The following is a 25,607-nucleotide window of genomic DNA, read 5'->3' on the forward strand; positions in this document are numbered from 1 at the left end:
CTCCCGTGCCGGGGCGGCCGGCATGGACGACCTCCGGCGCGTCGTGGAACAGCCGACCGACGCCGTGACCGCAGAAATCGCGCACCACGCCGTAACGGTTGCGCTCGGCATGGCGCTGGATGGCGTTGGCGACGTCGCCCATGTGATTGCCCGGCCGCGCCTGCTCGATCCCGAGCATGAGGCACTCGTAGGTGACCTCAACCAGCCGCTTCGCCCGGATCGATACGTCGCCGACCAGGTACATGCGGCTCGAATCGCCGTGCCAGCCGTCCAGGATCGGCGTGACGTCGACATTGACGATGTCGCCGGACTTGAGCGTCTTGTCGCTCGGGATGCCGTGGCAGACGACATGGTTGATCGAGATACAGGTCGAGTGGGTGTAGCCGCGATAGCCGAGCGTCGCCGGCACGCCGCCCGCTGCCAGGATGAAGTCGTAGATCAGCCGATCGATCTCCGCCGTCGGCACCCCCGGCACCATGTGCGGCACCAGCATGTCGAGCGTCTCGGCCGCGAGCCGGCCAGCCCGGTGCATGCCGGCGAAGGCATCCTGGCCATATAGCTTGATCGCGCCCGTGCGGGTGATCGGCTGGTCCGACGTGACGGCGAGGTAATCGGTCATGGCGACGCGATATAGCGTGACGGCGCGGGCTTTGCGAGGCTAGGGTCGGACGCATGGCAGAGGAGCGCATCTGGACCGCGGCGCTGGTCGTGATCGGCGACGAAATCCTGTCCGGCCGCACGCAGGACAAGAACGTGGCGCAGGTCGCGCAATGGCTGAACGTGCAGGGCATCCGGCTTGCCGAGGTGCGCGTCGTCCCCGACCGCACGGAGGCGATCGTCGAGGCGGTGAACGCGCTGCGGGCGCGCAACGACTATCTCTTCACCACCGGCGGGATCGGCCCGACCCATGACGACATCACGGTCGACGCGATCGCCGCCGCGCTCGGCGTCGGCGTCGTCCACCATCCGGACGCGCTGGCGGTGCTGGAACGCTATTACACGACGCGCGGCGGGCTGACCGAGGCGCGGGCGCGGATGGCGCGGGTGCCGGAGGGCGCCACGCTGATCGAGAACCGGCTGTCAGGGGCGCCGGGTATCCGGCTCGGCAACCTGTTCATCATGGCCGGCGTGCCGCACATCACCGCGGGCATGCTCGACGCGCTGACCGGGCAGCTGGAGGGCGGGCGGCCGGTGGTGTCGAAGACGATCGGCAGCTGGGCGGCCGAGAGCGAGGTCGCGGACCTGCTGCGCGAGACCGAGCGCGCGCACGAGGGCGTGGCGATCGGCAGCTATCCCTTCTTCCGCGAGGGGCGGGTGGGCGCCAATTTCGTGGTGCGCAGCCCCGACGAGGCGTTGGTCGACGCCTGCGCCGCCGACCTCACGGCGCGGCTGGAGGCGGTGGGCCGGGCGACCGTGGCCGGGGGCATCTGAGGCGCGCTCGCGGCCGGCCGGTGCGAGCTACAGATAGCCGGCCTTGTCGTTCTTCGGCCCGAGCGGACCGGGCGCATGATCCCCGCCTTCGCCGCCGGTGATCGGATAGCCGTCCCCGGTCGCGGCGTCCGACGACAGATCCTCGCCCGGCTGGCCGCCGCCCGCGCCCACGCCCGCGCCGCTCACCTCGCCGGTCTGCTGGTCGATGCTAGCGCGCGCACCATTGTCGGGCGGGAGGTCGGGATGCCCGTCCGGGGCGGGCACGGGCGGCTCGGCGGCGCGGTCACCTTCGGCGGTCTCGCGCTCGCGATGATATTCCTCCCCTGAGTAGCCGTGTGCCTGGTTGAACGGCTTGGGCTCACGCGAGCGTTCGGGATCGACGCGCTGGTCGGGCATTTGTGTTCTCCTTGGCGGGAGAACGGTTCGGGTCGGCGGAGTTTCCAGGGGCAACGCCGCGGCGGGGCCGCGCCGTCGGGCGTAGCTTCGCTACGCCGGCCGAGCTTGCGGTGGAGCGGGTGAAGGGAATCGAACCCTCGTCGTAAGCTTGGGAAGCTTCTGCTCTGCCATTGAGCTACACCCGCGCGTAGCGGCGCGTCGCATGGGGCGGCGCGGTCGTCAACCGCTTCGCCTCCGTCAGTCGCGGAAGCTCGGATCGAGGCGGTCGAGCTTGCGGAGCAGCGCCGGCCAGGCAAGCCGCTCGGCGAGGCGGCCCATGCCTTGCGGCGCGGACTGGCCGGCGACCCTGTGCTCCACGCCCTGCGGCGGGGTGTTGAGGTGATCGAGCCCGGCGGCGAGCATGTGCACCTGCGCCTCGCAGGCGCGCTCCAGGAAGTAGAGGCGCAGGAAGCAGCTGCCGACGCTGTCGCCGACCGTCAACGTGCCGTGGTTGCGCAGGATCATCGCATGCTTGTCGCCCAGGTCCGCGACCAGCCGCTCGCGCTCGTCGAGATCGGTGGCGATGCCCTCATAGTCGTGATAGGCGACGTTGTGCTTGGCGATCATCGCCGTCTGGGTGTGCGGCAGCAGGCCGAACTCCATCGCGCTGACCGCCTGGCCGTGCGGCGTGTGGAGGTGCATCACCGCCGTCGCGTCCTCGCGCGCCATGTGGATCGCGGAATGGATGGTGAATCCCGCCGGATTGACCGGGTGCTCGGACGGACCGACCGGATTGCCCTCGACGTCGATCTTGACGAGGCTGGAGGCGGTGATCTCCTCGAACATCATGTCGTAGGGATTGATGAGGAAATGGTGCTCGGGCCCGGGCACGCGCGCCGACAGGTGGGTGAAGATCAGGTCGTCCCAGCCGTACAGCGCCACCAGCCGATAGGCGGCGGCGAGATCGACGCGGGCCTGCCATTCCGCAGCCGAGATGGCGCCAGAATCGGCGTCAGAGTCGACGGGGGTATCGAGAACCGCGGCGGTCGCCATGCATCATCTCCTGTTCGGGTTTGGCGTGCGTCTACACCATCCGCCGCCGCGCGAAAACGGACCTCGCGCATGGGGCGCGACGGCATGATTGATGCGCGGCGGCACGGCCCCATATAGTCTGCGAACGGCGAGCGCCCGCCGGCGCTCGCCACCGGAGACCGCATGACTCAGACCCTGCCCGTCCTGCCGTTGCGGGACATCGTCGTTTTCCCGTCCATGATCGTGCCGCTGTTCGTCGGGCGAGACAAATCGGTGGCCGCGCTGGAGGCGGCGATGGCGACCGACAAGGAGATCTTCCTGGTCGCGCAGATCGATCCCGCCGAGGACGATCCCGCCCGCGCCGACATCTACGAGCTGGGCGTCACCGCCACCGTGCTCCAGCTGCTGAAGCTGCCGGACGGCACCGTGCGTGTGCTGGTGGAGGGCAAGCAGCGTGCGCGGCTCGCCGAGCTGAGCGAGACCGACAGCTATCTGCAGGCCGAGGTCGAGCCGATCGGCGACGGCGAGGCGCAGGGCCAGGAGGTCGGCGCACTGATGCGCTCGGTCGTCAGCCAGTTCGAGAGCTACGCCAAGCAGAACCGCAAGATGCCGTCCGAAACGGCCGAGCAGCTGGGCGAGATCGAGGAGGCGGGCAAGCTGGCCGATGCGGTTGCGGCCAACCTGCAGGTCAAGGTCGCGGACAAGCAGGCGCTGCTGGTCGAGGCCGATCCCGCCAAGCGGCTGGAGATGTGCTTCGCGCTGATGGAGGGGGAGCTCGGCGTCCTGCAGGTCGAGAAGAAGATCAAGAGCCGCGTGAAGCGCCAGATGGAGAAGACGCAGCGCGAATATTATCTCAACGAGCAGCTGAAGGCGATCCAGCGCGAGCTGGGTGCCGGCGACGAGGAGGGGGACGGCGACGAGATCGCCGAGCTGACCCAGAAGATCGCGACGCTGAAGCTCTCCAAGGAGGCGCGGACCAAGGCGACGTCCGAGCTCAAGAAGCTCAAGACCATGGCGCCGATGAGCGCCGAGGCGACGGTGGTGCGCAACTATCTCGACGTGCTGCTCGGTCTGCCCTGGGGCAAGAAGTCGAAGCTGAAGAAGGATATCGGGGCGGCGCAGGCCGTGCTCGACGAGGACCATTACGCGCTGGAGAAGGTGAAGGACCGGATCGTCGAGTATCTCGCGGTCCAGGCGCGCACCAACAAGCTCAAGGGGCCGATCCTGTGCCTCGTCGGCCCGCCTGGCGTCGGCAAGACCAGCCTCGGCCAGTCGATCGCCAAGGCGACGGGGCGCGAGTTCGTGCGCCAGTCGCTGGGCGGCGTGCGCGACGAGGCCGAGATCAGGGGCCATCGGCGGACCTACATCGGCTCGCTCCCGGGCAAGATCGTCACCAACCTCAAAAAGGCGGGCGCGTCCAACCCGCTGTTCCTGCTCGACGAGATCGACAAGCTCGGCGCCGATTTCCGTGGCGATCCGGCGTCGGCGCTGCTGGAGGTGCTCGACCCCGAGCAGAATGCGCGGTTCAACGACCATTATCTGGAGATCGACATCGATCTTTCAGACGTGATGTTCGTCTGCACCGCCAACACGCTCAACCTGCCGCAGCCGTTGCTCGACCGCATGGAGATCATCCGGCTGGAAGGCTATACCGAGGACGAGAAGGTCGAGATCGCCGAGCGGCATCTGCTGGCCAAGCAGCTGGACGCGCATGGTCTCAAGCCCGGCGAGTTCACGCTGACCTCGGAGGGGCTACGCGCGCTCATCCAGCGCTATACCCGCGAGGCCGGGGTCAGGACGCTGGAGCGCGAGATCGCCAAGCTGATGCGCAAGGCGCTGCGCCAGATCCTGGAGGGCAAGGCGACGGCGGTGACGGTGACGCCGGACAATCTGCACGAGCTCGCGGGCGTCCAGAAATATCGCCACGGACTGTCGGAGACCGAGCACCAGATCGGCGCCGTCACCGGGCTCGCCTGGACCGAGGTGGGTGGCGAGCTGCTGACGATCGAGAGCGTGACGGTGCCGGGCAAGGGCGCAGCCAAGCTGACGGGCACGCTGGGCGACGTCATGAAGGAGTCGATCGAGACCGCGTTCAGCTTCGTCAAGGCGCGCAGCCCCAGCTATGGCATCAAGCCCAGCGTGTTCCAGCGCAAGGACGTCCACATCCACCTGCCCGAGGGCGCGACGCCCAAGGACGGGCCATCCGCGGGCGTCGGCATCGTCACCTCGATCGTCTCGACGCTGACCGGCACGCCCGTGCGGCGCGAGGTGGCGATGACGGGCGAGGTCACGCTGCGCGGCCGCGTGCTGCCGATCGGCGGGCTCAAGGAGAAACTGCTGGCGGCGCTGCGCGGCGGGATCGAGACGGTGCTGATCCCCCAGGAGAACGAGAAGGACCTCGCCGACATCCCGCAGAACATCAGGGACGGGCTGACCATCGTGCCCGTCTCCCATGTCGACGAGGTGCTTCGGCTGGCGCTGACCGCCCCGATCGAGGCGATCGACTGGACGGACGCGGACGAGCTCGCGGCGCTGCCGCCGCCGGGCGTGCCGCCGGTCGGTGGCGAACTGCATCACTGATGGGACGAGCCGCCGCGGGCCCTGATGTCCCGCGGCGGTAAACATTGACTCAGATCAGCACCGGAGGCCTATACAGGCCTTTCGCCTGCGCGGCGCGAGTCGTGCCGGCCTCAGGGCGTTGACGGGGGTTCGGATGAACAAGCAGGAGCTGATCGCCACGGTCGCCGACACGTCCGGGCTCGGCAAGGGCGATGCGGTGAAGGCGGTCGAGGCGGTGTTCGATGCGATCTCCACGGCGCTCAAGAAGGGCGACGAGGTGCGGCTGGTCGGCTTCGGCACCTTCTCGCTGTCCAAGCGCAAGGCGTCCACCGGCCGCAATCCCCGCACCGGCGAGCCGATGACGATCAAGGCGTCGAGCCAGCCCAAGTTCAAGGCCGGCAAGGGACTGAAAGACTCGGTGAACTGATCCGCCGGCGGCCTCCCCATCGCGAGGATCGGCGCGGCAGGCGTCGCACCCACTAGACACCACCATCGGCCTTGCTAAGAGGCCGCCTGCCGGGGTTCCGGGCGCGTAGCTCAGCGGTAGAGCACACCCTTCACACGGGTGGGGTCACAGGTTCAATCCCTGTCGCGCCCACCACCGCGCAGCGCGCACGACGCCAGCGCAGCTGGCGACGAGACGCGACAGCGCGGCCGGGCTCGGCCAAGCCGAGCTTCGACGACGCGGCTTTGCCGCGGCGCGGGCCGCACCTTTGCACTTCTGCGGCTTCGCCGCTCCCTTCTTCTCCCGATGGGAGAGGACTTGCCGACGAATGGGTGAGGCCGACTTAACCTCCCGTTGCTACACTCCCTCCATGCTGCACGTCCTGACCCTCTCGACCCTCTTTCCCGACGCGACGCGGCCCAATTTCGGCGTATTCGTGGAGCGCCAGACGCTCGGGCTGGCGGCGTTGCCGGACACAGAGGTCACAGTCGTGGCGCCGGTCGGTCTGCCGCCCTGGTTCATACGCCGCCCCGAACACCGTGCGCTGGCAACGATCCCGACCGAGGAGGGCTGGAAGGGACTGGCGGTCCATCGTCCCCGGTTCAGCTCCATCCCGGGCACCAGTGGGCGCTTTCACGTGAAGGAGCTCAACCGCACGCTTGTTCCTCTCGTCGACCGTCTTGCTGGTACGTTCGACGTGATCGATGCGTCCTTCTTCTTCCCGGACGGACCCGCGGCCGTCGCGCTCGGCCGGCGCTATGGCGTACCCGTCTCGATCAAGGCGCGCGGGGCGGACGTCCACTATTGGGGTAACCTGCCGGCCACGGCGGCTCAGGTGCGCGCGGCGGGCCGGGCGGCCGACGGGCTGCTGGCCGTATCGATGGCGATGAAGGCCGACATGGTGGCGCTCGGGATGCCCGCGCAGAATATCCGCGTACACTATACCGGCATCGATCACGAAAGATTCAAGTCGCACGGCAGCAGGATGCTCGCGCAGCGCGACTGGAGCCTGAACGGACCCGCGGTGCTGTCGCTTGGCGCGCTGATCCCGCGCAAGGGGCATGACATCCTGATCCAGGCGATGGCGCGTATCCCGGATGTGCCGCTGGTGATCGCCGGCGACGGGCCGGAGCGCGCGGCGCTGATCGCGCTGGCCGATCGCGTCGGGCTCGGATCGCGCCTCTACCTGCTCGGTTCGGTGCCGCACGATGAACTGCCGTGGTTGCTGGAAGCGGTGAACGTGATGGCGCTGGCGTCCGCGTCGGAAGGTCTCGCGAACGCCTGGGTGGAGGCGCTGGCGATGGGCGTGCCGATCGTCATTCCCGATGCGGGCGCGGCGCGCGAGGTGGTGACCTCATCGGTCGCCGGGCGCGTCGTCGAGCGCACGCCGGAAGCCTTTGCCGATGCGATCGCGGAATTGCTGGCAACCCCACCCTGGTTCAGGGACGTGGCCAAGGCGGCGGTACCCTTCAGCTGGGATCGCAACGCCCGCGAACTGCGCGAGCACCTCGCGGGGCTGGTCGCGGCACGCACCTGACCGGCACTACCTGGCCGGCGCTACTTGGTCGGCAACCCCACGCCCCGCCACGCCTTGGCCTGGGCGTCCGCCAGCTCGACCAGATTGCCCATCTCGATCGGCATGTCGAGGAGGTGCAGCCCCCAATCCTTCAGGATCGTGCCGTTCGCGACCACGTCGCCGCCGATCGTGTCGGTGCGCGGGTCCTTGGGATCGGCGTTAAGCGTCACGGCCAGATAGCTGAAGCCGTCCTGCTGCACGCACTCCGCCGAGATCAGCCCCGGCACCTTGACGAACGGGGTCGCGATCGCCGGGCCTACCGACGACCAGTTCTCCTGCGGCGTGCTCGACAGGCCCGCGCCCTTGGTGGCGAAGATGGCGTCGGTCACGGCCTTGCCGCCGCCGAGCGCTGCGGCGTTGACGCATGCCGCGACCGTGCCGGCGGGCGAAGGGGGCGTCGGCTTGCCGAAGCGGCTGTTCGCCGGCGGCGGCGAGTCGGCACGAAAGGTGACCCAGGCGACGACGCAGCCATATTGCCCGGCGCGCGTGCAGATCGGCAGCTGCTTGAAATCGCCGCCGACCGCCTGGCCCGGCGGCACCGCCAGGTTGGTGCCGGCGAGGTAGGCGGCGATGATGTTGCGCTGCGCCGGCTGCCCCTCGATATAGCCCGCGATCAGCTGTTTGAGCACGCTCGAGCCCTGGCTGTGGCCGATCAGCACGACGCCGCGGCCACGATTGTCGCGCCGGAGATAATCGGTCCAGGCCGCATAGACGTCGGCCAGCGCCATGCCGCGGTCGACGGCGGGCGTGCCGCCGGTCATGATCTGCCGCAGTGCGGTCAGCGTCACTTGCCGGTAGAGCGGTGCGAAGACGCGGCACTTGGCGGTGAAGCGGGCGGCCTGTGCGGTGGCGACGGCGTTCTCCTCCGGCCCTGCGGTCATGTCGCTGTTCGGCGTGGGGTCCATCGAGACGGTGGGGTAGACGTAGAAACAGTCGAAGGCGGGCGCGCTGGCCGGCCTGAAGCGCTCGATCTTCTGCTTGCCGCTGGCGGACACGACGGTCACGTCCTGGTTGGCGGTGCAGGGGTCGTGCCGGCCGGGACGGCAGAGCCAGGCGGCGTCCTGGCTATAATCCGGGGTGGGCGAAGGGCTGGCCGCGGCCGGCGCCGGCATCTGCGCGCCCGCGGGCGTCGTAAGCGTGGCCGCGAGCGCGGCGAACCAGAGCTGTCGCATGATCCCTCCCATCGTTTTGCGGGATCATATCAGCGCGACGAGGCTAGTCGAGGGGGTAGAGCGCCGCCGCGACCACGCGCCCCTCGCCGCGCAGCACGCCCCAGGCGCGCGCGGCGGCGCGGCTGTCCATCATCTCGAGCCCGATGCCGAGCGCGTCCAGCGCGCCGACCAGGCCGGGGGAGGGCCGGCGGAGCGTGGGTCCGGTGCCGAGCAGGATGAACTCGGGCCGATAGTCCGTCAGCGGCTGCAGGTCGGCCGGCGCCAGGGCCGCCAGCAACGGCGGAGTCCAGTCGTGCGCCGCCTCGACGGTCAGCAGCAACGCGCGGTATCTAGCCTCGCCGACCCGGAAGCCGCCGGGGCCGAAGCCGGTGACGATAGGTCCCGGGCCGGGCTGATCGCGCTCGACCTTCACCGTCCGGAGCCTATGATTTCCGCGGCGTGACGCGCTCCGCTTCGGAGACCCGTTCCGCCTTGTCGAGCGTTCCCGGCCGCTCCCGGTTCGGCTCGGCGCGCAGGCCCAGCGTGATGAGCAGCGAGGAGGAGACGTAGATCGACGAATAGGTGCCGACAAAGATGCCCAGGATCATCGCCGCGGTGAAGCCGCGCAGCACGTGACCGCCCAGGATCAGCAGCGCGAACAGCGCCAGCAGGATGGTGAGCGAGGTCATCACCGTGCGCGGCAGCGTCTCGTTGACCGACAGGTTGATGATCTCGCGCATCTCCATCTTGCGATAACGGCGCATGTTCTCGCGGATCCGGTCGTCGATCACGATCTTGTCGTTGATCGAATAGCCGATGATGGTCAGCACCGCCGCGACGATGTTGAGGTCGAACTCGAACCGCGTCAGCGCGAAGAAGCCGAGCGTCATCAGCAGATCGTGGATGATCGCCACCACCGTCGACACGCCGAACTGCCATTCGAAGCGCAGGATCGCGAACAGGCCGATGCCCAGGATCGCGAGCACCACCGCGAGCACGCCGTTGCGGATCAGCTCGCCCGAGACCTTGCCCGAGACGGTCGAGTAGCGGCTGAACGTCGCGCCGGGGAAGCGCTGCGCCAGCGTCGCCTCGACCTTTTTGACCACCGCGTTCGTCGCGCCCTCGTCCGAACCCTGCTGCACGGGCAGGCGGATGTTGAGCGTCTTGCCGTCGCCCACCGGCTGGATGAACGCCTCGCCGACGCCGAGCCGATCGACCGCCGCGCGAACCTGATCGACCGGCGGCGTCGCGGGGAACTTCTCCTCGATCATCAGGCCGCCGACGAAGTCGACGCCGAAATTGAGGCCGCGCGCGAAGGTCAGCCCGACCGCCAGCACGGACAGAAGCAGCGTGATCGTGAAGGCGAGCCCGCGCAGGCGGACGAAATCGATGTTGGTGTGGTCGGGGACGACCTTGAGCAGGCGCATGTCGATCCTCGCCTCAGATATTGATCGTCTGCGGCCGCGTGCGGCGGATCCACCCGGCGGTCAGCATCCGGGTGAAGGTGACGGCGGTGAACACGGAGGTGACGATGCCGATCAGCAGCACCACCGCGAAGCCCTTGACCGGCCCCGACCCGAGCACGAGCATGATGAGGCCGGAGATACCGTGCGTCATGTTCGCCTCGAAGATGGTCCGGCTCGCCTCCTTGTAGCCGAGCTCGACCGCCTGGACGACCGACCGCCCCCGCCGGCGCTCCTCGCGGATGCGCTCGTTGATGAGCACGTTGGCGTCGACCGCGGTGCCGATCGTCAGCACGAAGCCGGCGATGCCGGGCAGCGTCAGCGTGCCGCCGACCAGCGCCAGCACGCCAAGGATCACGAACACGTTGATGATGACCGCGAGGTTCGCATAGGCCCCGAACCGGCCATAGGTCACGAACATGAAGGCGACGACCAGCACCACCGCCACGATCGAGGCGAGGATGCCGGCGTGGATCGAGTCCTTGCCGAGATCAGGCCCGACCGTCGATTCCTCGATCACCTTCAACGGGATGGTCAGCTTGCCCGAGCGCAGCGCAATCGCGAGCTGGTTGGCGCTGTCGACGGTGAAGCTGCCCGAGATGGACGCGCGTCCGCCCAGGATCGGCTCGTTGATGTTGGGGGCGGAGATCACCTGATTGTCGACGATGATCGCGAACGGCTTGTGGACGTTCTCCTGTGTCGTGCGTGCGAAGCGGCGGCCGCCGGCGCTGCTGAAGGTGATCTCGACATTGGGCGCGTTGGTCTGCGGATCATAGCCTTGGCGGGCGTCAACCAGGTCCTCGCCCTTGATGATCGCCGAGCGCTTGACGGCGATGCGGCCGCCGCCGGTCTGCATCGGCAGCACCTGGCTGCCCGGCGGCGCGCGGTTCTGCGCCAGGTCGGTCGGGTTGGCGGTGAGGTCGACGAGCTTGAACTCGAGCTTCGCGGTCTTGCCGAGCAGGTCCTGCAGCGCCTGCGGGTTCTTGAGCCCCGGCACCTGCACGACGATGCGGCTGGCGCCCTGGCGGATGATCGTCGGCTCCTTCGTGCCGAGCGCGTCGATGCGGCGGCGCACGACCTCCGTCGCGTCCTTCATCGCCGTGTCGAGCGCGAGCTGCTGGCCCGCCTTGGTTTCGTGCAGGACGAAGCGGGAGGTGTCGACGACCTGGATATCCCACACGCGCTGGCCGGTCAGCCCGGCGCCGCCGCCGGCGATCTGGAGCAGCCGCTCGCGCGCCGCATCGACCTGGCTCGGATCACGCAGCATGAAGGAGAGTTGGCCGTCGCGCGCCGAGATGTCGCCGATGTCGATGCGGGGGCTGCCGCGGTGCATTTCCGCCTGCACCTGGTCGCGCATCGTCTCCAGATCGCTATTGGCGAGATCGGCGGTGTCGCCCTCCAGCAGCAGATAGCTGCCGCCCGCGAGGTCGAGACCCAGGTTGATGCGCGGGTGCGGGATCGCGCCCCAGCCGTTCGTCACCCGCTCGGGCACGAAGGACGGCAGGGCGAGCGCGCACAGCACGAGGAGCAGGCCCCAGACCCAGGCCACCTTCCAGCGCGGAAAGTCGAGCATCGTCCGGGTCGCCTCAGTCGTTGGCCGGCTTGGCGGCGGAGGACGTGATCTCCGTCAGCGTCGTTTTCACCACCCGGATGCGGGTGTTGGGGGCGATCTCCAGTTCCACGAACCGGTCCTCCACCTTGGTCACACGGCCGAGCACGCCCCCGGCGGTGATGACCTGATCGCCCTTGCGGACGGCGGCGATCGCGTTCTGCAGCGTTCGCTGGCGCTGTTGCTGCGGGCGGATCAGCAGGAACCAGCCGGCGGCGAACAGCAGCAGCAGCGGCGCGAACTGGACGAAGAAGGCGAGCGCCCCTCCCTCGACGGGTGCGCCGCCGGCGACCTGGGCGTAAGCGGGGGAGATCAGCATCAATTCCGTCAGGCAAGCGAGGGGGGCGGCCGACGCGTGTTCGGGGCCGCGGGAAGCGCTGGCCGCTAGCACCGCTTCCCCTTTCGTGCAATCGGCCCGCAACCGGGATGGAGGGAGGACGCCATGATCATCGTGATGGGCGAGATACAGTTCGCCGCGGGCGAGGGCGCGAAGGCCGCGCCGCTGTTCGCCGCGCATTCCGCCAGGGTGCTGGAGGAAGAGGGTTGCGAGCTGTACGCCTTCTCGTTCGACGCCGGCGATCCCGATCTGGTCCGCGTCGCCGAGCGCTGGGCGACCCCCGAGGCGCTCGCCGCGCACGGGCAGGCGGATCACCAGAAAGCGTTCGGCCGATCGCTGCGCGCGTTCACGATCAGCGGCATGCGGATCGACGCCTGGACCGGCGAGTTCTGGCGCAACCTGATCGGCGGCTGACTGCCCTGCGGCTTGCATCGCCTCGCCCCCGAGCCTAGAGGCCGCGGCTCGGGACCCGATCGAAGTAACACTTCGATGGCGCCCGCGGTCGGGGCGTAGCGCAGCCTGGTAGCGCATCACACTGGGGGTGTGGGGGTCGCAGGTTCGAATCCTGTCGCCCCGACCATTCTCCGGCTCGGGCCGGATGATCCAAGCAGAACATAGTCGGAACTCGCCTTCATCGGTTCCGCTTGCTATCAGCGCCGTGATGCCCAGCGATCTTGCCGACCCAGCCGATGCGCCGCCCGTCGGCATTCTGGACGCGCCGTTCGATTCCGCGCTGTCCGAGCGCTATCTCGTCTACGCGCTGTCGACGATCACCGCGCGGTCGCTGCCGGACCTGCGCGACGGGTTGAAGCCGGTGCACCGGCGGCTGCTGTGGGCGATGCGGCTGCTGCGCCTCGATCCGGCGGCGGGATACAAGAAGTGCGCGCGCGTCGTCGGCGACGTGATCGGCAAGTTCCACCCGCATGGCGATGTCGCGGTTTACGACGCGATGGTGCGGCTCGCGCAGGATTTCTCGCTGCGCTACCCGCTGGTCGACGGTCAGGGCAATTTCGGCAACATCGACGGCGATAACCCGGCCGCCTACCGCTACACCGAGGCGCGGCTGACCCAGGTCGCGATCGACCTGATGGAGGGGCTGGACGAGGACGCCGCCGACTTCCGCCCGACCTACAACAATGAAGAGCAGGAGCCGGAGCTGTTCCCCGGCCTGTTCCCCAACCTGCTGGCCAACGGCGCCAGCGGCATCGCGGTCGGCATGGCGACCAGCATCCCGCCGCACAACGCCGCCGAGCTGCTCGACGCGGCGATGCTGCTGGTCGACGATCGCGGCGCCACCGACGCGCAGATCCTGCAGCATGTGAAGGGGCCGGACTTTCCGACCGGGGGCATCGTGGTCGACCCCGCGGCGGCGATCGCGGAGGCCTATGCCACCGGCCGCGGCGGCTTCCGGGTGCGGGCGCGCTGGGGGATCGAGCGCGAGAAGGGCGGCGGCTGGCGGATCGTCCTCAGCGAGATCCCCTATGGCGTGACCAAGGGCAAGCTGATCGTCGAGATCGCGGCACTGGTGGACGACCGCAAGCTGCCTATCCTGGGCGATGTCCGCGACGAATCGGATGCGGAGATCAGGATCGTCATCGAGCCGCGCGCGCGCACGGTCGACGCCGATCTGCTGATGGAGTCGCTGTTCCGGATGACCGAGCTGGAATCGCGGTTCAGCCTCAACCTCAACGTGCTCGACGCGCAGCGGACGCCGCGGGTCCTCTCGCTCCGTGAGACGCTCGCCCAATGGGTCGACCATCAGTTCGCGGTGCTCAGGCGACGGACCGAGCACCGGCTGGCGAAGATCACCGACCGGCTGGAGCTGCTCAGGGGCTACATCATCGCCTTCCTCAACCTCGACCGGGTGATCGAGATCATCCGCGGCGAGGACGAGCCCAAGCCGGTGATGATGGCGGAGTTCGGGCTTTCCGACCGTCAGGCCGAGGCGATCCTCAACATGCGGCTGCGCTCGCTGCGGCGGCTGGAGGAGATGGAGCTGCGGCGCGAGCAGGAGGGGCTAGGGAAGGAGCAGGCGGAGCTGACGCTGCTGCTCGGCTCGGAAGCGCGGCAGCGCACGCGGCTGAAGCGCGACATGAAGCGGCTGCGCGATCGCTACGGGCCGGAGACGGCGCTGGGCAGGCGGCGGACCGCGCTGGTCGAGGCGGCGCCGACGCGCGACATCCCGCTGGAGGCGATGATCGAGCGCGAGCCGATCACTGTCGTGCTGTCGCAACGCGGCTGGGTGCGCGCGATGCGCGGCCACCTCGACCTGGGCTCGGCCGAGACGCTGAAGTTCAAGGAGGGGGACGGCCCTGCGTTCGCGTTCCATGCGCAGACCACTGACAAGCTGCTGCTCGCGGCCGAGAACGGGCGCTTCTATACGCTCGCGGCCGACAAGCTGCCGGGTGGGCGCGGCTTCGGCGAGCCGGTGCGCGCGTCGATCGATCTCGAAGGATCGATCGGCGTCGTTGCGTTCCTGCCGGCGCGCACGGCGGCGAAGCTGCTGGTGGCGGCATCGGACGGGCGCGGCTTCATCGCGCCGACCGCCGAAACCATCGCCGAGACGCGCAAGGGCAAGACGGTGATGACGCCGCGGCCCGGCGCCAGGCTGAAGCTGGTGCGGCCGGTCGGGCCTGCCGACGACTATGTCGCGGCGATCGGCGACAATCGGAAGATGCTGGTCTTCCCGCTGGCCGAGCTGGCGGAGATGAGCCGCGGGCAGGGGATGCAGATGCAGCGCTATCGCGACGGCGGGCTGGCGGATGCGATCACGTTCGGGTTCGCGGCCGGCCTGAGCTGGCCGATGGGGGGCGAGAGCAGGCGTATGCGCACCGAGGCCGATCTGGGACCGTGGCGGGCGGCACGCGGGGCGGCGGGACGGATGCCGCCAACCGGCTTCCCGCGCGATAACCGCTTCAATTCCCGCTAGGTTTTTAGCGCCGCCTTAACCGCGTCGCCATAGGCCAGCGGCGATGGCGTCCGCCCCCGACCTTTTCCTGCCGGTGCCGCGAGAAGTGCTCGAGGCGGGCGTCGAGCTGATCCCGATCCCGGCTGCGCACCTCCACCGCTGCACCGACGGCTGGCGATTCGAGGCGGTGAACAGCGCCTACCGCCTGGCGGGGCTTGGCGTGATCGCCGAGCGGTCGCCGATGCTGGCGGCGCTGCGCGAACTGCTGGACCGTTTCATGGCGTCGGACGCGCAGCGCGAGGAGATCGACTGGACGTTCGGCGATGCAATCGATTCCCGGCAGTATCGCGTCGGCCTGGCGCGGGTGAATGCGCAATCCCGCGGGCGTTGTACGGTCACCTTCGTCGACCAGACCAGACAATATGCGACCGAGCGCAGCCTGCGGCGCGAGATGACGACCGACAGCCTGACCGGGCTGCCCAATCGCGAAGGTTTCGGCGACCTCATCGCGGCGGCCCTGACGCAGCGCGATGGCTATGCGGTGATGGTGATCGACCTCAACCGCTTCGGGCGGCTGAACGCATGCCTGGGATCGCTCGCCGGCGACGAGCTGCTCATCACCGTGGCGCGCCGGATCAAGGGGGCGTTGCGCGCACGCGACGCGCTGGCGCGGATCGGGGGTGACGAGTTCGGCGTGCTGATCGTCATCGACGAGGATCATGCCGAGGCGGCAGCGCTCGGCGAGCGCATCCATGGCGCGCTGCGCGCGCCGTTCCGGCTCAGCGATTACGAGATCGGCGTCGACTGTGCGATCGGGTTGGCGCTGGAGGTGGACGAGGCGGATGACGGCGAGGAGCTGATCCGTCACGCCCAGTTCGCGGCCAAGCGCGCCAAGGCCAGCGGGCAGATCGAGACGTATCAGCCGCGCGCCTTCTCCGTCGCGCGCGCGCAGTTCGCGATGGAGACGGCGTTGCGCCGGGCCATCGAGGAGGAGCGGCTGCGCCTCACCTTCCAGCCGATCTGTTGCCTGGCGACCGGCCGGGTGACCGGCTTCGAGTCCCTGGCGCGCTGGAGGGACGCGGACGGGGTCGACCGCTCGCCGGGGGAGTTCATCCCGGTGGCGGAGGAATCGGGGCTGATCGTGCCGCTCGGCCGCTGGGCGATCGACACCGCGGCGCGCACGCTCGCCGGCTGGGACGCGCGCGCCGGCGGCCCGTGCGGGGTGCGGCTGGCGGTGAACGTCTCGGCCATCCAGCTGCAGCGCGACGCCGTGCCGCTGACGATCGAACGCGCGCTGGCGGCGACGGGGCTCGCAGGCGATCGCTTTACGCTGGAGCTGACCGAAAGCGCGCTGATCGGCGATGCCGACGCGGTCACCGCGACGCTGCACGCGCTCAAGGCGCTCGGCCCGACGCTCGCCATGGACGATTTCGGGACCGGCTATTCCAATCTCGCCTTCCTGCACCGGCTGCCGATCGACGTGCTGAAGATCGACAAGAGCTTCGTCACCGGCATGCTGGCGGACCGCGACAAGGTGGCGATCGTGCGCGCAATCCTCGGGCTGGCGCAGGCACTGGGCAAGGAGACGACCGCGGAAGGCGTGGAGACCGAGGCATTGGCACAGACGCTGGCAGCACTGGGCTGCACGCACGGACAGGGCTGGTTTTATGGCCGGCCGCTGGAGGCCGACGCCGCCTGGGCGCTGATCGCGCCGGCGACGACGGAATCGGCGATCGCGTCGACGCGCGCCTGACCGGGGAAGCCCTCCGCGATCCATTGCGCCTCCACCGCCTTCAGCGCGGCGGCGACCGCCGGGCCGGCGGCGAGCCCGCGGGCGATCAGCGCGCCGCCCGACAAAGGCAGGCAGGGAATCGGCCATTCCTTCAGCTCTCGCGGCGTCGTGAAATCGTCGGCGAGCAAAACCCGATCCATCGCCGCCTCCCGGCCATGCCGATAAGCGTCTTCCCAGGGGCTGCCGCCACGCTCGGTGAGCGCGAGGATCAGCCGCTGCCGCTGCGCCTTCGAGAGTTTCAGACGGTTGGCAACTGCTTCGCCGGTTACGGGATCGCGCGGGAGCAAGGCGGCCAACCTGCGGATCGGATCAGGGTCGACGGCGGCATGCGTCTCCGTCTCGACCAACCAGACGAACCATGTGGTCGAGACGATCTCGGGCAGCACGGCCTTGAAGATGCCGTGTTCGACCATCAGCAGCACCGTTTGGAGCGCGCCCGGCGTGACCAGCAGCTTGAGCAGCTCCGCCGCGATCCGCTCGCGTGATAAGGCCATTAGGTCGTTGGCGCGCGCCACGCACGCCGCCAAGCCGGCGTCGTCGATCGCGTCACCGAACCGGGCGTAGAAGCGGAAGAAGCGCAGGATGCGCAGGTGATCCTCGGCGATGCGCTGCAGGGGGTCGCCGATGAAGCGGACGCGGCGTGTCTCGAGATCGGCCAGACCGTCGAAATAATCGTGGACCAGGCCGCTCTCCGGCTCGGCGTAGAGCGCGTTGATCGTGAAGTCGCGGCGCGCGGCATCGGCGCGCCAGTCGTCGGTGAAGGCGACGATCGCGTGACGACCGTCGGTCGCCACATCGCGGCGGAGCGTCGTCACCTCCACCACCGTGTCGGCGCTGATCGCGGTCAGCGTGCCATGGGCGAGGCCGGTCGGCACGACCTTGATGCCCGCCGCCTCCAGCCGGCGCGCAGCCTCTTCAGGCGGATGCCCCGTCGCGACGTCGATGTCCGCGACGGACAGCCCGAGCAGGGTGTCGCGCACCGCGCCGCCGACGAACCGCGCGTCGCCCAGGGCGGCGACCAGCCGATCGAGGCCGGGCCGCTGCCGCCACGCGGCGGCGGGCAGCGTCATGGCCATGGCAGCCGCCGCGACAGGTTGACGATCATCGCCGCGGTCGCGCCCCAGATCCGGCGTCCTTCCCAGGTCAGCTCCCAATAGCGGCGCGGGACGCCCCGCCAGGTCATGTCCTGCTCCAGCTGGTTGGCGGGATCGAACAGCACGTCGAGCGGCACCTCGAACACGTCCGCGACCTCGTGCGGGCTGGGCGCGAAGGGCAGGTCGGGCGGGATCGCGGCGAGCACGGGGGTGATCGTATAGCCGGACACGGTGCGGTAGCGGTCGACGGGGCCGATCACGGTGACGGCGGCCGATGGCAGGCCGATCTCCTCCTCCGCCTCGCGCAGGGCAGCGGCGATCGCGTCCTCGCCGGGATCGAGCCGACCGCCGGGAAAGGCGACCTGGCCGGCGTGGCGGCGCAGCGTGTCGGTGCGCTGGGTGAGGATCACGCCTGGGCGCGGCCGATCGGTGACGGCGACCAGCACGGCGGCGGGCGTCAGCGCGTCGTCCGGCGTGTCGGCGAGGCCGACCCGGTCGCCGGTCAGCAGTTCGGGCGTCGTGTCCGTGCCCCTGGCCAGCGCCGCCGCCAGCCGCTCCGCCAGCGTCATGCCGGCGCGATGGGGAAGAAGGCGGATCGGCGTCATCCGCCAGCGCCCGCTCGGCCAGTTCGTAATAGAGCGACCGCGCGACCAGCGCCTCCAGGCCGCCGCGGACGTGGAGATAGGGATGGGGGCCATCGTCGCGTTCGGCAAAGCGCAGCGGATGCTCCGGCCCGGCGGTGACGAGGTCGCCGGTGTTGAGGCGGAAAGCGAGGCGGCTGTCGCGGCCCTCGCCCTCGGCCTTCATCTCGACCGCGAGGAACGGGGCGTCCTCGACCGCGATGTCGAGCTTCTCGATTGGCGTGACGAGGACGTAGCCGCCGTCCGGCTCGCGGCGCAGGATCGTGGAGAAGAGCCGCACCATGGCTTCGCGCCCGATCGGCGAGCCCTGATGGAACCAGGTGCCATCGCGGGCGATCCGCATCTCGCTGTCGCCGCAATGGGTGGGGTTCCATTGCTCGACCGGCGGCAGCTTGCGCTCGGCCGCGAGCCGCGCCGCGTCCGCGAGGCTGAGCTGGGCGAGATCGGGCGTCGGCTCCATCGGCATGCCCGGGGAGGTAGGGCGGGCGACCGAGGGGGGCAAGCGCCTCGCCCTCGGTTGGAAGGCGTCAGGCCGGTCCGAGCACGCCGGCCGCGGCCGGTATGGCGACGCCGCGGGCGAGGAGGCGGTGCCGCTCGACGGGTCCGGGCAGCCGCCAACCGCCGGTGCGCGCGGCGCTGAACCCGAAGAAGCGCTCGTAATATTCCGGGTCGCCGATCAGGACGAGGCGGTCGTCGAGGTCCTCGCGCGCGGCGGCCCCCAGCGCGGCCTGCATCAGGCGCTGGCCGACGCCGTCCCGCTGACGCTCGGGTTCGACCGCGACGGGGCCGACCATCACCAGCGGTGTCGCCTCACCGGCATCGGCGGCGAACCGCACCGGCCAGCACTGGATGGAGCCGATCAGCGTCTCGCCCTCCAGCGCCGCGAAGCTGAGCGCCGGGATCGCGCGCGCCGCCCCGCGGACCTTGTACGCCGTCCGCCCGCGCCGATCCGCGCCGAAGGCGCGGTCGAGCAGCGCCTCGATGGCAGTGTCCGGAACCGCCGCGAGCGGCTGGATGCTGAGGAGGGCGGCGAGCAGCATGAAGGGCGGGCGCATTAGCGTTGCGGGCGCGCTTGGCAAGGCCGTGCTTCCCCGGCCGTGCGGGCATGGTAAGGGTGGCCTCATGGACGACCATCTGCGGCTGGAGGTGCACGGGCTGGAGGTGCTGGTGCTGACCGGCATCTATTCCGAGGAGACGCACCTCCCGCAGCCGCTGCGGATCTCGGTGACCGCCGACCTGGACTGTCCGCCGCGGTTCGCGCACGACACGCCATTGGCCGCGTCCAAGAACTATCTCGATCTGAAACATGCGGCCACGACCGCGCTGCCGGCCGGGCAGCATTTCACGCTGATCGAGGCAGTGGCCGACCATATCTGCGAGACGCTGTTCCTCCAGGATGCGCGCGTGCGGCGGGTGGAGGTGAAGATCGTCAAGCTGGCGATCGCGGAGGCCGGCGAATCGATCGGGATGACCCTCGTCCGGCATCGCCGCTAGGCGAGTTCTTCAGAACGCAGCGCGCGTCCGCCCGCACGGGCCCAGCTGCGCCAGTACGAAGCGATAATCGTCCGCCGCCGCATCCGCGTCGGCAGGCGCAAGGCCCGCGGTGCTGGCGGGCGGCAGCGCTGGCGGCAGCGAGCAGGCGAGACGATACCAGAGCAGCGAATCGCGCGGCGGCGGCGCAGCGGCCTCGTCGACGATCTCCGACAGCGCGACCGCCCAGCGCGGCCGCTCGCCCGGGCGACGCAGCACGGACAGCGAGACGGGGCGACGGTCGGCGGTCGACAGGAACACCTGCGTCTCGCCCTCGCCGGGCAGCGCGCCGGCGACGTGGAACGCCTCGCGCACACCCGTCAGGCGCAGCGGCGCGTCCGGCCCGAGCGCCGCGCGCGCGATGCTCCGGACGCTGGCGTCGACGGCGGGCGTCCAGGGCAGCTGCGCGTCCGGCGCCACGAGCTGGAGCTGGCCCGGCGTCTCGGGCGCCGGGCGGGCGAACAGGAGCACGCGCGTCTTCTTCAATGCCGGTAGGCGCCCGCGCCAGTCAGGCTGGACGTCGAGCAGATAGCCGACTCGCGGCTGCAGCCCGCCTGCACCGCGGATCAGCGCGATCACGTCCGCCTCGACGTAGAGGCGCGTCCGCCCCGGCGCGACGCCGGCGAGGTCGGCGCCCTTCAGTCTCGTCGTCGAGCGCACCACGGCGTCCGCGATCACCGGGGCGGCGAGCGTCAGGTCGGCGAGATCGGCATAGGCATAGGCGGCGGGAGCGGCCGGCGGCGAGGGCGGCTTCTGCTGAGCAGCCGCAGGCGCGGCGAGGGCGAGCAGCAGCGCGAGCGATCGTGGCGTCATGCCGTCGGGGGGTAGCGCCGGGGAGGTCGAGCGCCAAGCGGGAAGCGTCCGGCGCTGGCACATCCGTGCAATATCATTTCGTCTACAAAGGGTTTGCACGTCAGAAAAGGGGCGGATAGACGAGAGGGGCTTGTGCAGGGATACCATATCCGGGACAGGCGTTCCGCGAAGTAGGCCCCCCATGCCGGTTGCGGTGCTGGGAGAACAAGGGAGTTTCATAGCCGAATGGCCTATGCTGATCGTGACACAACCGGCAGCAGGATGGTGGCGATGATCATCGTCGCCATCATCGTCGCGGGCGTTGGCTACGCTTTCGTCACCGGCCTGGCGGTGGATTTCGCCAAGAAGGTGAACAAGCAGCTCAACGTGTTCGACGTCGCGCCGCCGCCGCCGCCGCCGCCGCCCGAGCCGCCGCCCCCGCCGCCGCCGGACCAGCACCTGCAGCCGCCGCCGGTGGTGTCGCCGCCGCCGATCGTGCAGACCAACGTGACGCCGCCGGTGACGATCTCGACGGTGCCGACGCCGCCGCCGGTCTACATCCCGACGCCGACCGCGCCGCCGCCGTCGCCGCCGGCACCGCCGCCGGCGCCGCGGGTGTCGCAAGCCGCAGGGTTGAAGGGAAATCCGGGACAGTATTTCGGCACGGACAACTATCCGCCGGACGCGATCCGGGCGGGCGCGCAGGGCCGCGTGGTCGCAAGGCTTTCGGTCGGCACCGACGGCCATGTGACCGATTGCTCGATCACGGCGTCGAGCGGCAACGAGTCGCTGGACTCGACCACATGCCGGATCGCGAGGAGCCGCGTGCGCTTCTCGCCGGCAAAGGACGACAGCGGCAACGCCATAGCTTCCACCTATACGCTGCCTGTGCGCTGGGTGTTGCCCAGCGAGTAACCGATTGCCGGCGGCGGACGTCCACCGCCGGCCACCTCTTCATCGAAGGACCCGACGACCATGCTCATCACCATTCTCGCTGCCGCCGGGAACGCCGCCGGCGCGGCTTCCACGGAGAGCCAATACGGCCTCCTGCCCGCGCTCAAGCAGGGCGGCGTCATTTCCTGGACGGTCTTCGTCATCCTCGTGACGATGCTCGTGGTGTCGCTCTACATCCTGTTCACGAAGCTGTTCGAGCAGCAGAAGATCCGCGGGCAGGCCAAGCGCGTGCGCCAGGGCTTCTGGTCGTCGGGCTCGCTGCGCGAGGGCTCGGCCAAGCTCGAGAAGAACTCGGCTTACAAGCAGCTGGTGGACGATGGTCTCGCGGCGCAGGAGCAGTATCCCAAGCTGACCGACCCGGTCGAGGCGCATGACTGGATGCACGGATCGCTGGCCCGCTCGGAAGCGTCGATCAACTCGCAGCTGAATGCCGGGCTGGCTTTCCTGGGCACCGTGGGCGCGACCGCGCCGTTCATCGGGCTGTTCGGCACGGTGGTGGGCATCTACCGCGCGCTGCTGGCGATCGGCGCGGCCGGTCAGGCCTCGATCGACAAGGTCGCCGGCCCGGTCGGCGAGGCGCTGATCATGACCGCGCTCGGCCTGGTCGTCGCGGTGCCGGCGGTGCTCAGCTACAACTGGCTGCAGCGTCGCAACAAGTCGATCGCGGAAGACCTCGCCGCCTTCTCCAACGACGTGCTCGGCTTCCTCGCCTCGAACGGCGCGGTGAAGCCGATCGCGGTGAGCCGCCCGGCGGGTGCTCCCGTGACGGGCGCGACGACCAAGGCGACCGCGACGCCGGCGACCAGCAATCTCGGCTCGTCGACCTTCGGCGCGACCGGCGGCAAGCCCAACAACAGCTAAGCACGACGCCGGCGTTGCCGTGGTGGCGGCGCCGGCAGCCGTTCCGGCCGGGACGGCGCAACCTCCGGGGTTCCGGCCCCGACGCAAAGACGGGAATATCGCACCATGGCGATGAGCGTAGGCGGCGACAACGACACGACGATGGCCGACATCAACACCACGCCGCTGGTGGATGTCATGCTGGTGCTGCTGATCATCTTCCTGATCGCGGTGCCGGTGGTGGTGCAGTCCATCAAGCTGAAGCTGCCCAATGTCCGCTTCGATCCGACGACCACCAAGCCGGAGAACGTCTCGCTCTCGATCGTCGGCGACGCCACCGGATGCAACGTCTTCTGGGGAACCTCCAAGATCGGTCACGAGGAGCTGCTCAGCCGCGCGGTCGCCAAGCTGAAGGCGGAGATCGCGCGTCAGGGCGGCGTCGGCAATCCCGACCTGGAGTTGCCGGAAGCGCACATTCGAGCCGACGTGAACACCCCCTGGCAGTGCGTGGGGGGCGCCATCTACACCATGCAGATGGCGGGATTCTCCAAGGTGGGCTTCATCTCGGAGCCACCACCCGAAGAGAACACCCCGCGGCTGTAAGAACCGTGGTCGATGTCATAAGCATTCAGGAGTAATTTGATATGGCGATGGCCAGCGGCAACGACGATGGCGAGCCGATGATGGACCTCAACATGACGCCGTTGATCGACGTCCTGTTGGTGCTGATCATCATGTTCATCATCACCATCCCGATCCAGACCCATGCGGTGAAGGTGGACCTGCCGGTCAACAATCCGAACCAGCCCAAGCCACCGGTCGATCCGCAGAAGAACGTGATCAACATCGATCCGGCGGGCACGGTGGCCTGGAACGGCGTGCCGGTGAATGAAGCGACGCTGAAGAATTATCTCGACCAGTCCGCGCAGATGAACCCGGAGCCGGAGCTGCATTTCCAGCCCGATGCCCAGGCGCGCTACGAGATCGTCGACAAGACGTTGGCGATTGTGAAGAAATCCGCCATCACCAAGCTGGGGTTCATCGGCGACGAGCAGTATTACAATAAGTTCTGAGCTTAGGTGGGATGAGATGGGGCGGTCCTGCGGGGCCGCCCTTTTTTGTTGGCGTATGGTTGGATACCGCCCAGGCCCGCGACGGGCGATAGCTGGTGCCCGATGATGCCCAGCCGGTTGTCGCGCCCATTCCGAAGGCGGGGCAAGGGCGTGGATCGATCCTCGCCGATCGTACGCGGGTAGGGACTATCGCGTCAGCGATGGTGGAGGGGGAGCTCCTGACGGCGCGGGCCGCTCCGCCGCAGTCCCCTCCACCACCGCCGCTCCGCGTCGGCTATCCCCCTCCCCGTCCCGGGGAGGAGTTAGGGTCTGATCCGGCTGAATGGAGCGATCTCCTCCACCGCCCCCCGGCGAAAGCTGGGCCAGCATCGGGCTGCACCGGTTGACAGGAAGGCTCGACAGTCTCGCAACTGGTTCCCAGCCTTTGCCAGGGAAGCGAGGCAGATTAGCCGAGTCGCAGTCGAGCCTACCGCCCGCGTCGCCGGCTGATCTATATCGCGTCGGCAATCACTCGTTTATCTCAGAGCCGCGGCAAGGTGACGCCCTGCTGGCCCATATATTTGCCGGCGCGATCGGCGTAGCTTACCTCGCACGGTTCTTCCCCGCGCAGGAACAGGAACTGGCAGGCGCCCTCATTGGCATAGATCTTGGCCGGCAGCGGCGTCGTGTTGGAGAACTCTAGCGTCACATGACCTTCCCAGCCGGGTTCGAGCGGCGTGACGTTCACGATGATGCCGCAGCGCGCATAGGTCGACTTGCCGAGGCAGATCACCAGCACGTCGCGCGGCACGCGGAAATACTCCACCGTGCGCGCGAGCGCGAAGCTGTTGGGCGGGATCACGCACACGGCGGTCTTGCGATCGACGAAGCTGTTATGGGCGAAGTCCTTGGGATCGACGATCGCGTTGTCGACATTGGTGAAGATCTTGAACTCGTCGGCGACGCGCGCGTCATATCCGTAGGATGAGAGGCCGTAGGAGATGCAGCCCTCCCGCCGCTGCGCCTCCACGAACGGCTCGATCATGCCCCGGTCGAGCGCCTGCTCCCGAATCCAGCGGTCCGATTGAATGGCCATGAGGCGTTGTCGCCGAGCCTGGCGGGCGGTTCAAGCGGAGCCTTCCTCGCGCGACATCGCGTTGCGTCGGAGAGCGATGCGGCAGATCGCGCGTCAGGAACGCAGATCGTCGGGCCCGAACGCGTGCGGCAGAAGATCGGACAGGCGATACGTCTTGATCCGGTCACCCGTCAGGCCGGCGCAATGAACCGGCAGGTCGCGGCGGCCGAGCTGGGCGGCCTCGTTCAGCACCTGCCGGCACCGGCCGCACGGGCTGACCGGAGCATCGCCCGCGCCGTCGATCGGGCCGCCGACGACCGCCAGCGCGACGATGTCGGCCAATCGCCCCTGCGCGCCGGCGGTCGCTACCGCCACCGTCTCGGCGCAGAGCGACAGGCCGTAGCTGGCGTTCTCGACATTCGCGCCCGTCACCACACCACCATCCACCAGCAGCACCGCCGCGCCGACGGCGAACCGAGAATAGGGGGCATAGGCGTGCGCCGCGGCGGCGCGGGCCACGGCGATCAGCTGGTCGGGCGTCACGACACGGCCGCGCGCCTCAGCGCTGGCCGACCGGCACGTAGGGCCGCGCGGTCGGCCCGGCGTAGAGCTGGCGGGGACGGCCGATCTTCTGGTCCGGATCGGTGATCATCTCGTTCCACTGCGCCACCCAGCCGACGGTGCGGGCGAGCGCGAACAACGCCGTGAACATCGAGGTCGGGAAGCCGATCGCCGACAGGATGACGCCCGAATAGAAGTCGACGTTCGGGAACAGCTTCTTCTCGGCGAAATAATCGTCCTTGAGCGCGATCTCCTCCAGCTGGAGGGCGACGTCGAATACCGGGTCGGTGACCCCGAGCGCGCCCAGCACCTCGCGGACCGTCTGCTGCATCACGGCCGCGCGGGGATCGTAATTCTTGTAGACGCGGTGGCCGAAGCCCATCAGCCGGA

At 69.2% G+C, this 25,607-nt stretch carries 27 protein-coding genes, 3 tRNA genes and 1 pseudogene; 14 read left to right on the top strand and 17 right to left on the bottom strand.

Translation table 11 applies throughout. The features are described from left to right. On the bottom strand, window positions 1-619 hold a 619-nt coding region (gene map / locus ACFE64_RS09155), incomplete at its 3' end, for a type I methionyl aminopeptidase (protein WP_375392158.1). Window positions 620-672: 53 nt separating this feature from the next. Here map and ACFE64_RS09160 point away from each other — a divergent pair. Then, entirely contained in the window at window positions 673-1,431 is a 759-nt protein-coding gene (locus ACFE64_RS09160) for a competence/damage-inducible protein A (RefSeq protein WP_375392159.1), read from the top strand. A gap of 27 nt (window positions 1,432-1,458) precedes the next feature. Here the strand turns inward: ACFE64_RS09160 and ACFE64_RS09165 are convergent, their stop codons facing one another. The 3 genes from ACFE64_RS09165 to ACFE64_RS09175 form a co-directional block, all read right to left on the bottom strand. Then, on the bottom strand, window positions 1,459-1,827 hold the full coding sequence (locus ACFE64_RS09165; protein ID WP_375392160.1) for a hypothetical protein: 369 nt from the start codon (window positions 1,825-1,827) through the stop codon (window positions 1,459-1,461). Window positions 1,828-1,938: 111 nt separating this feature from the next. Further along, window positions 1,939-2,012: transfer RNA gene (locus tag ACFE64_RS09170), tRNA-Gly, on the bottom strand. 52 nt (window positions 2,013-2,064) lie between these two features. Continuing rightward, window positions 2,065-2,859 carry a class II aldolase/adducin family protein gene (locus ACFE64_RS09175; RefSeq protein WP_375392161.1) on the bottom strand — a complete coding sequence of 265 codons (795 nt, stop codon included), beginning with the start codon at window positions 2,857-2,859 and terminating at the stop codon, window positions 2,065-2,067. A 162-nt stretch (window positions 2,860-3,021) separates the two neighbouring features. Here ACFE64_RS09175 and lon point away from each other — a divergent pair, with 162 nt between their 5' ends. The 4 genes from lon (at window position 3,022) to ACFE64_RS09195 (ending at window position 7,379) form a co-directional block, all read left to right on the top strand. Next, window positions 3,022-5,418 carry an endopeptidase La gene (gene lon, locus ACFE64_RS09180; RefSeq protein WP_375392162.1) on the top strand — a complete coding sequence of 799 codons (2,397 nt, stop codon included), beginning with the start codon at window positions 3,022-3,024 and terminating at the stop codon, window positions 5,416-5,418. Window positions 5,419-5,536: 118 nt separating this feature from the next. After that, entirely contained in the window at window positions 5,537-5,824 is a 288-nt protein-coding gene (locus ACFE64_RS09185; RefSeq protein ID WP_375392163.1) for an HU family DNA-binding protein, read from the top strand. Window positions 5,825-5,923: 99 nt separating this feature from the next. Next, a tRNA-Val gene (locus tag ACFE64_RS09190) sits at window positions 5,924-5,998 on the top strand. 214 nt (window positions 5,999-6,212) lie between these two features. Then, on the top strand, window positions 6,213-7,379 hold the full coding sequence (locus tag ACFE64_RS09195; protein WP_375392164.1) for a glycosyltransferase: 1,167 nt from the start codon (window positions 6,213-6,215) through the stop codon (window positions 7,377-7,379). 20 nt (window positions 7,380-7,399) lie between these two features. Here the strand turns inward: ACFE64_RS09195 and ACFE64_RS09200 are convergent, their stop codons facing one another. Genes ACFE64_RS09200 through yajC form a run of 5 tightly spaced genes read right to left on the bottom strand, consistent with a single transcriptional unit; the run spans window position 7,400 to window position 11,960 of the window. After that, the gene (locus ACFE64_RS09200) at window positions 7,400-8,590 is read right to left on the bottom strand and encodes a DUF3089 domain-containing protein (protein WP_375392165.1); all 1,191 of its coding nucleotides are present in this window, start codon (window positions 8,588-8,590) and stop codon (window positions 7,400-7,402) included. A gap of 43 nt (window positions 8,591-8,633) precedes the next feature. Next, a complete protein-coding gene (locus tag ACFE64_RS09205; RefSeq protein ID WP_375392166.1) occupies window positions 8,634-9,002 on the bottom strand; it encodes an Mth938-like domain-containing protein in 369 nt (122 codons plus the stop codon). Window positions 9,003-9,012: 10 nt separating this feature from the next. Further along, window positions 9,013-9,996 carry a protein translocase subunit SecF gene (gene secF, locus ACFE64_RS09210; protein WP_375392167.1) on the bottom strand — a complete coding sequence of 328 codons (984 nt, stop codon included), beginning with the start codon at window positions 9,994-9,996 and terminating at the stop codon, window positions 9,013-9,015. A 13-nt stretch (window positions 9,997-10,009) separates the two neighbouring features. Next, the gene (gene secD / locus ACFE64_RS09215; protein WP_375392168.1) at window positions 10,010-11,605 is read right to left on the bottom strand and encodes a protein translocase subunit SecD; all 1,596 of its coding nucleotides are present in this window, start codon (window positions 11,603-11,605) and stop codon (window positions 10,010-10,012) included. Between the two features lie 13 nt (window positions 11,606-11,618). Continuing rightward, the gene (gene yajC / locus ACFE64_RS09220; protein WP_375392169.1) at window positions 11,619-11,960 is read right to left on the bottom strand and encodes a preprotein translocase subunit YajC; all 342 of its coding nucleotides are present in this window, start codon (window positions 11,958-11,960) and stop codon (window positions 11,619-11,621) included. 123 nt (window positions 11,961-12,083) lie between these two features. On the opposite strand from yajC, the gene ACFE64_RS09225 reads away from it, so the two are divergent. The 4 genes from ACFE64_RS09225 to ACFE64_RS09240 all read left to right on the top strand — a co-directional run bounded on the left by ACFE64_RS09225 (window position 12,084) and on the right by ACFE64_RS09240 (window position 16,639). Beyond that, window positions 12,084-12,392 carry a putative quinol monooxygenase gene (locus ACFE64_RS09225; RefSeq protein ID WP_375392170.1) on the top strand — a complete coding sequence of 103 codons (309 nt, stop codon included), beginning with the start codon at window positions 12,084-12,086 and terminating at the stop codon, window positions 12,390-12,392. Between the two features lie 89 nt (window positions 12,393-12,481). Then, window positions 12,482-12,558: transfer RNA gene (locus ACFE64_RS09230), tRNA-Pro, on the top strand. Window positions 12,559-12,639: 81 nt separating this feature from the next. Beyond that, on the top strand, window positions 12,640-14,907 hold the full coding sequence (gene parC, locus ACFE64_RS09235; protein ID WP_375392171.1) for a DNA topoisomerase IV subunit A: 2,268 nt from the start codon (window positions 12,640-12,642) through the stop codon (window positions 14,905-14,907). A 43-nt stretch (window positions 14,908-14,950) separates the two neighbouring features. Further along, entirely contained in the window at window positions 14,951-16,639 is a 1,689-nt protein-coding gene (locus ACFE64_RS09240; protein WP_375392172.1) for a putative bifunctional diguanylate cyclase/phosphodiesterase, read from the top strand. Here the strand turns inward: ACFE64_RS09240 and ACFE64_RS09245 are convergent. The 4 genes and pseudogenes from ACFE64_RS09245 to ACFE64_RS09260 all read right to left on the bottom strand — a co-directional run bounded on the left by ACFE64_RS09245 (window position 16,552) and on the right by ACFE64_RS09260 (window position 19,468). Further along, window positions 16,552-17,754 (bottom strand): CCA tRNA nucleotidyltransferase, encoded by a 1,203-nt coding sequence (locus ACFE64_RS09245; protein WP_375392183.1) that lies wholly within the window; start codon window positions 17,752-17,754, stop codon window positions 16,552-16,554. The genes ACFE64_RS09240 and ACFE64_RS09245 overlap by 88 nt on opposite strands. Continuing rightward, window positions 17,745-18,341 (bottom strand): CoA pyrophosphatase, encoded by a 597-nt coding sequence (locus tag ACFE64_RS09250; protein WP_375392184.1) that lies wholly within the window; start codon window positions 18,339-18,341, stop codon window positions 17,745-17,747. Before ACFE64_RS09250 ends, ACFE64_RS09245 begins: the two co-directional genes overlap by 10 nt. Window positions 18,342-18,363: 22 nt before the next feature. Continuing rightward, window positions 18,364-18,879 (bottom strand): annotated as a pseudogene (locus ACFE64_RS09255) (DUF1285 domain-containing protein); the annotation flags it as partial. Between the two features lie 61 nt (window positions 18,880-18,940). Beyond that, window positions 18,941-19,468, bottom strand: coding sequence for a GNAT family N-acetyltransferase (locus tag ACFE64_RS09260; RefSeq protein ID WP_375392173.1), 528 nt, complete (start codon window positions 19,466-19,468; stop codon window positions 18,941-18,943). Between the two features lie 67 nt (window positions 19,469-19,535). Between ACFE64_RS09260 and ACFE64_RS09265 the strand changes: the two genes are divergently transcribed. Continuing rightward, window positions 19,536-19,907, top strand: coding sequence for a dihydroneopterin aldolase (locus ACFE64_RS09265; RefSeq protein ID WP_375392174.1), 372 nt, complete (start codon window positions 19,536-19,538; stop codon window positions 19,905-19,907). A gap of 9 nt (window positions 19,908-19,916) precedes the next feature. Here ACFE64_RS09265 and ACFE64_RS09270 read toward each other — a convergent pair whose 3' ends face one another. After that, entirely contained in the window at window positions 19,917-20,756 is an 840-nt protein-coding gene (locus ACFE64_RS09270) for a hypothetical protein (RefSeq protein ID WP_375392175.1), read from the bottom strand. Window positions 20,757-20,981: 225 nt separating this feature from the next. On the opposite strand from ACFE64_RS09270, the gene ACFE64_RS09275 reads away from it, so the two are divergent. The 4 genes from ACFE64_RS09275 (at window position 20,982) to ACFE64_RS09290 (ending at window position 23,602) form a co-directional block, all read left to right on the top strand. Further along, window positions 20,982-21,650 carry an energy transducer TonB gene (locus ACFE64_RS09275; protein ID WP_375392176.1) on the top strand — a complete coding sequence of 223 codons (669 nt, stop codon included), beginning with the start codon at window positions 20,982-20,984 and terminating at the stop codon, window positions 21,648-21,650. A 60-nt stretch (window positions 21,651-21,710) separates the two neighbouring features. After that, a complete protein-coding gene (locus tag ACFE64_RS09280; RefSeq protein ID WP_375392177.1) occupies window positions 21,711-22,550 on the top strand; it encodes a MotA/TolQ/ExbB proton channel family protein in 840 nt (279 codons plus the stop codon). Between the two features lie 105 nt (window positions 22,551-22,655). After that, window positions 22,656-23,132: an ExbD/TolR family protein gene (locus tag ACFE64_RS09285; protein ID WP_375392178.1), complete on the top strand. Its 477-nt coding sequence runs from the start codon at window positions 22,656-22,658 to the stop codon at window positions 23,130-23,132. 41 nt (window positions 23,133-23,173) lie between these two features. After that, window positions 23,174-23,602, top strand: coding sequence for an ExbD/TolR family protein (locus tag ACFE64_RS09290; RefSeq protein WP_375392179.1), 429 nt, complete (start codon window positions 23,174-23,176; stop codon window positions 23,600-23,602). A gap of 520 nt (window positions 23,603-24,122) precedes the next feature. Here ACFE64_RS09290 and dcd read toward each other — a convergent pair. The 3 genes from dcd to ACFE64_RS09305 form a co-directional block, all read right to left on the bottom strand. Next, window positions 24,123-24,677, bottom strand: coding sequence for a dCTP deaminase (gene dcd, locus ACFE64_RS09295; protein WP_375392180.1), 555 nt, complete (start codon window positions 24,675-24,677; stop codon window positions 24,123-24,125). 93 nt (window positions 24,678-24,770) lie between these two features. Further along, a complete protein-coding gene (locus ACFE64_RS09300) occupies window positions 24,771-25,199 on the bottom strand; it encodes a cytidine deaminase (protein WP_375392181.1) in 429 nt (142 codons plus the stop codon). 16 nt (window positions 25,200-25,215) lie between these two features. After that, the coding region (locus ACFE64_RS09305) for a citrate/2-methylcitrate synthase (protein WP_375392182.1) at window positions 25,216-25,607 on the bottom strand (392 nt) is incomplete at its 5' end.

It is taken from the genome of uncultured Sphingomonas sp., assembly GCF_964250165.1.
Lineage (GTDB): Bacteria > Pseudomonadota > Alphaproteobacteria > Sphingomonadales > Sphingomonadaceae > Sphingomonas.

Coding starts and splice junctions, on each gene's coding strand:
- dcd (WP_375392180.1), bottom strand. CDS start 24,677: ATGGCCATTCAATCGGACCGCTGGATTCGGGAGCAGGCGCTCGACCGG.
- ACFE64_RS09225 (WP_375392170.1), top strand. CDS start 12,084: ATGATCATCGTGATGGGCGAGATACAGTTCGCCGCGGGCGAGGGCGCG.
- ACFE64_RS09250 (WP_375392184.1), bottom strand. CDS start 18,341: ATGACGCTGGCGGAGCGGCTGGCGGCGGCGCTGGCCAGGGGCACGGAC.
- lon (WP_375392162.1), top strand. CDS start 3,022: ATGACTCAGACCCTGCCCGTCCTGCCGTTGCGGGACATCGTCGTTTTC.
- ACFE64_RS09275 (WP_375392176.1), top strand. CDS start 20,982: ATGGCCTATGCTGATCGTGACACAACCGGCAGCAGGATGGTGGCGATG.
- ACFE64_RS09195 (WP_375392164.1), top strand. CDS start 6,213: ATGCTGCACGTCCTGACCCTCTCGACCCTCTTTCCCGACGCGACGCGG.
- ACFE64_RS09160 (WP_375392159.1), top strand. CDS start 673: ATGGCAGAGGAGCGCATCTGGACCGCGGCGCTGGTCGTGATCGGCGAC.
- ACFE64_RS09260 (WP_375392173.1), bottom strand. CDS start 19,468: ATGCGCCCGCCCTTCATGCTGCTCGCCGCCCTCCTCAGCATCCAGCCG.
- ACFE64_RS09265 (WP_375392174.1), top strand. CDS start 19,536: ATGGACGACCATCTGCGGCTGGAGGTGCACGGGCTGGAGGTGCTGGTG.
- ACFE64_RS09200 (WP_375392165.1), bottom strand. CDS start 8,590: ATGCGACAGCTCTGGTTCGCCGCGCTCGCGGCCACGCTTACGACGCCC.
- ACFE64_RS09280 (WP_375392177.1), top strand. CDS start 21,711: ATGCTCATCACCATTCTCGCTGCCGCCGGGAACGCCGCCGGCGCGGCT.
- secF (WP_375392167.1), bottom strand. CDS start 9,996: ATGCGCCTGCTCAAGGTCGTCCCCGACCACACCAACATCGATTTCGTC.
- ACFE64_RS09285 (WP_375392178.1), top strand. CDS start 22,656: ATGGCGATGAGCGTAGGCGGCGACAACGACACGACGATGGCCGACATC.
- ACFE64_RS09165 (WP_375392160.1), bottom strand. CDS start 1,827: ATGCCCGACCAGCGCGTCGATCCCGAACGCTCGCGTGAGCCCAAGCCG.
- ACFE64_RS09270 (WP_375392175.1), bottom strand. CDS start 20,756: ATGACGCCACGATCGCTCGCGCTGCTGCTCGCCCTCGCCGCGCCTGCG.
- ACFE64_RS09240 (WP_375392172.1), top strand. CDS start 14,951: ATGGCGTCCGCCCCCGACCTTTTCCTGCCGGTGCCGCGAGAAGTGCTC.
- yajC (WP_375392169.1), bottom strand. CDS start 11,960: ATGCTGATCTCCCCCGCTTACGCCCAGGTCGCCGGCGGCGCACCCGTC.
- secD (WP_375392168.1), bottom strand. CDS start 11,605: ATGCTCGACTTTCCGCGCTGGAAGGTGGCCTGGGTCTGGGGCCTGCTC.
- ACFE64_RS09175 (WP_375392161.1), bottom strand. CDS start 2,859: ATGGCGACCGCCGCGGTTCTCGATACCCCCGTCGACTCTGACGCCGAT.
- ACFE64_RS09245 (WP_375392183.1), bottom strand. CDS start 17,754: ATGGCCATGACGCTGCCCGCCGCCGCGTGGCGGCAGCGGCCCGGCCTC.
- parC (WP_375392171.1), top strand. CDS start 12,640: ATGCCCAGCGATCTTGCCGACCCAGCCGATGCGCCGCCCGTCGGCATT.
- ACFE64_RS09290 (WP_375392179.1), top strand. CDS start 23,174: ATGGCGATGGCCAGCGGCAACGACGATGGCGAGCCGATGATGGACCTC.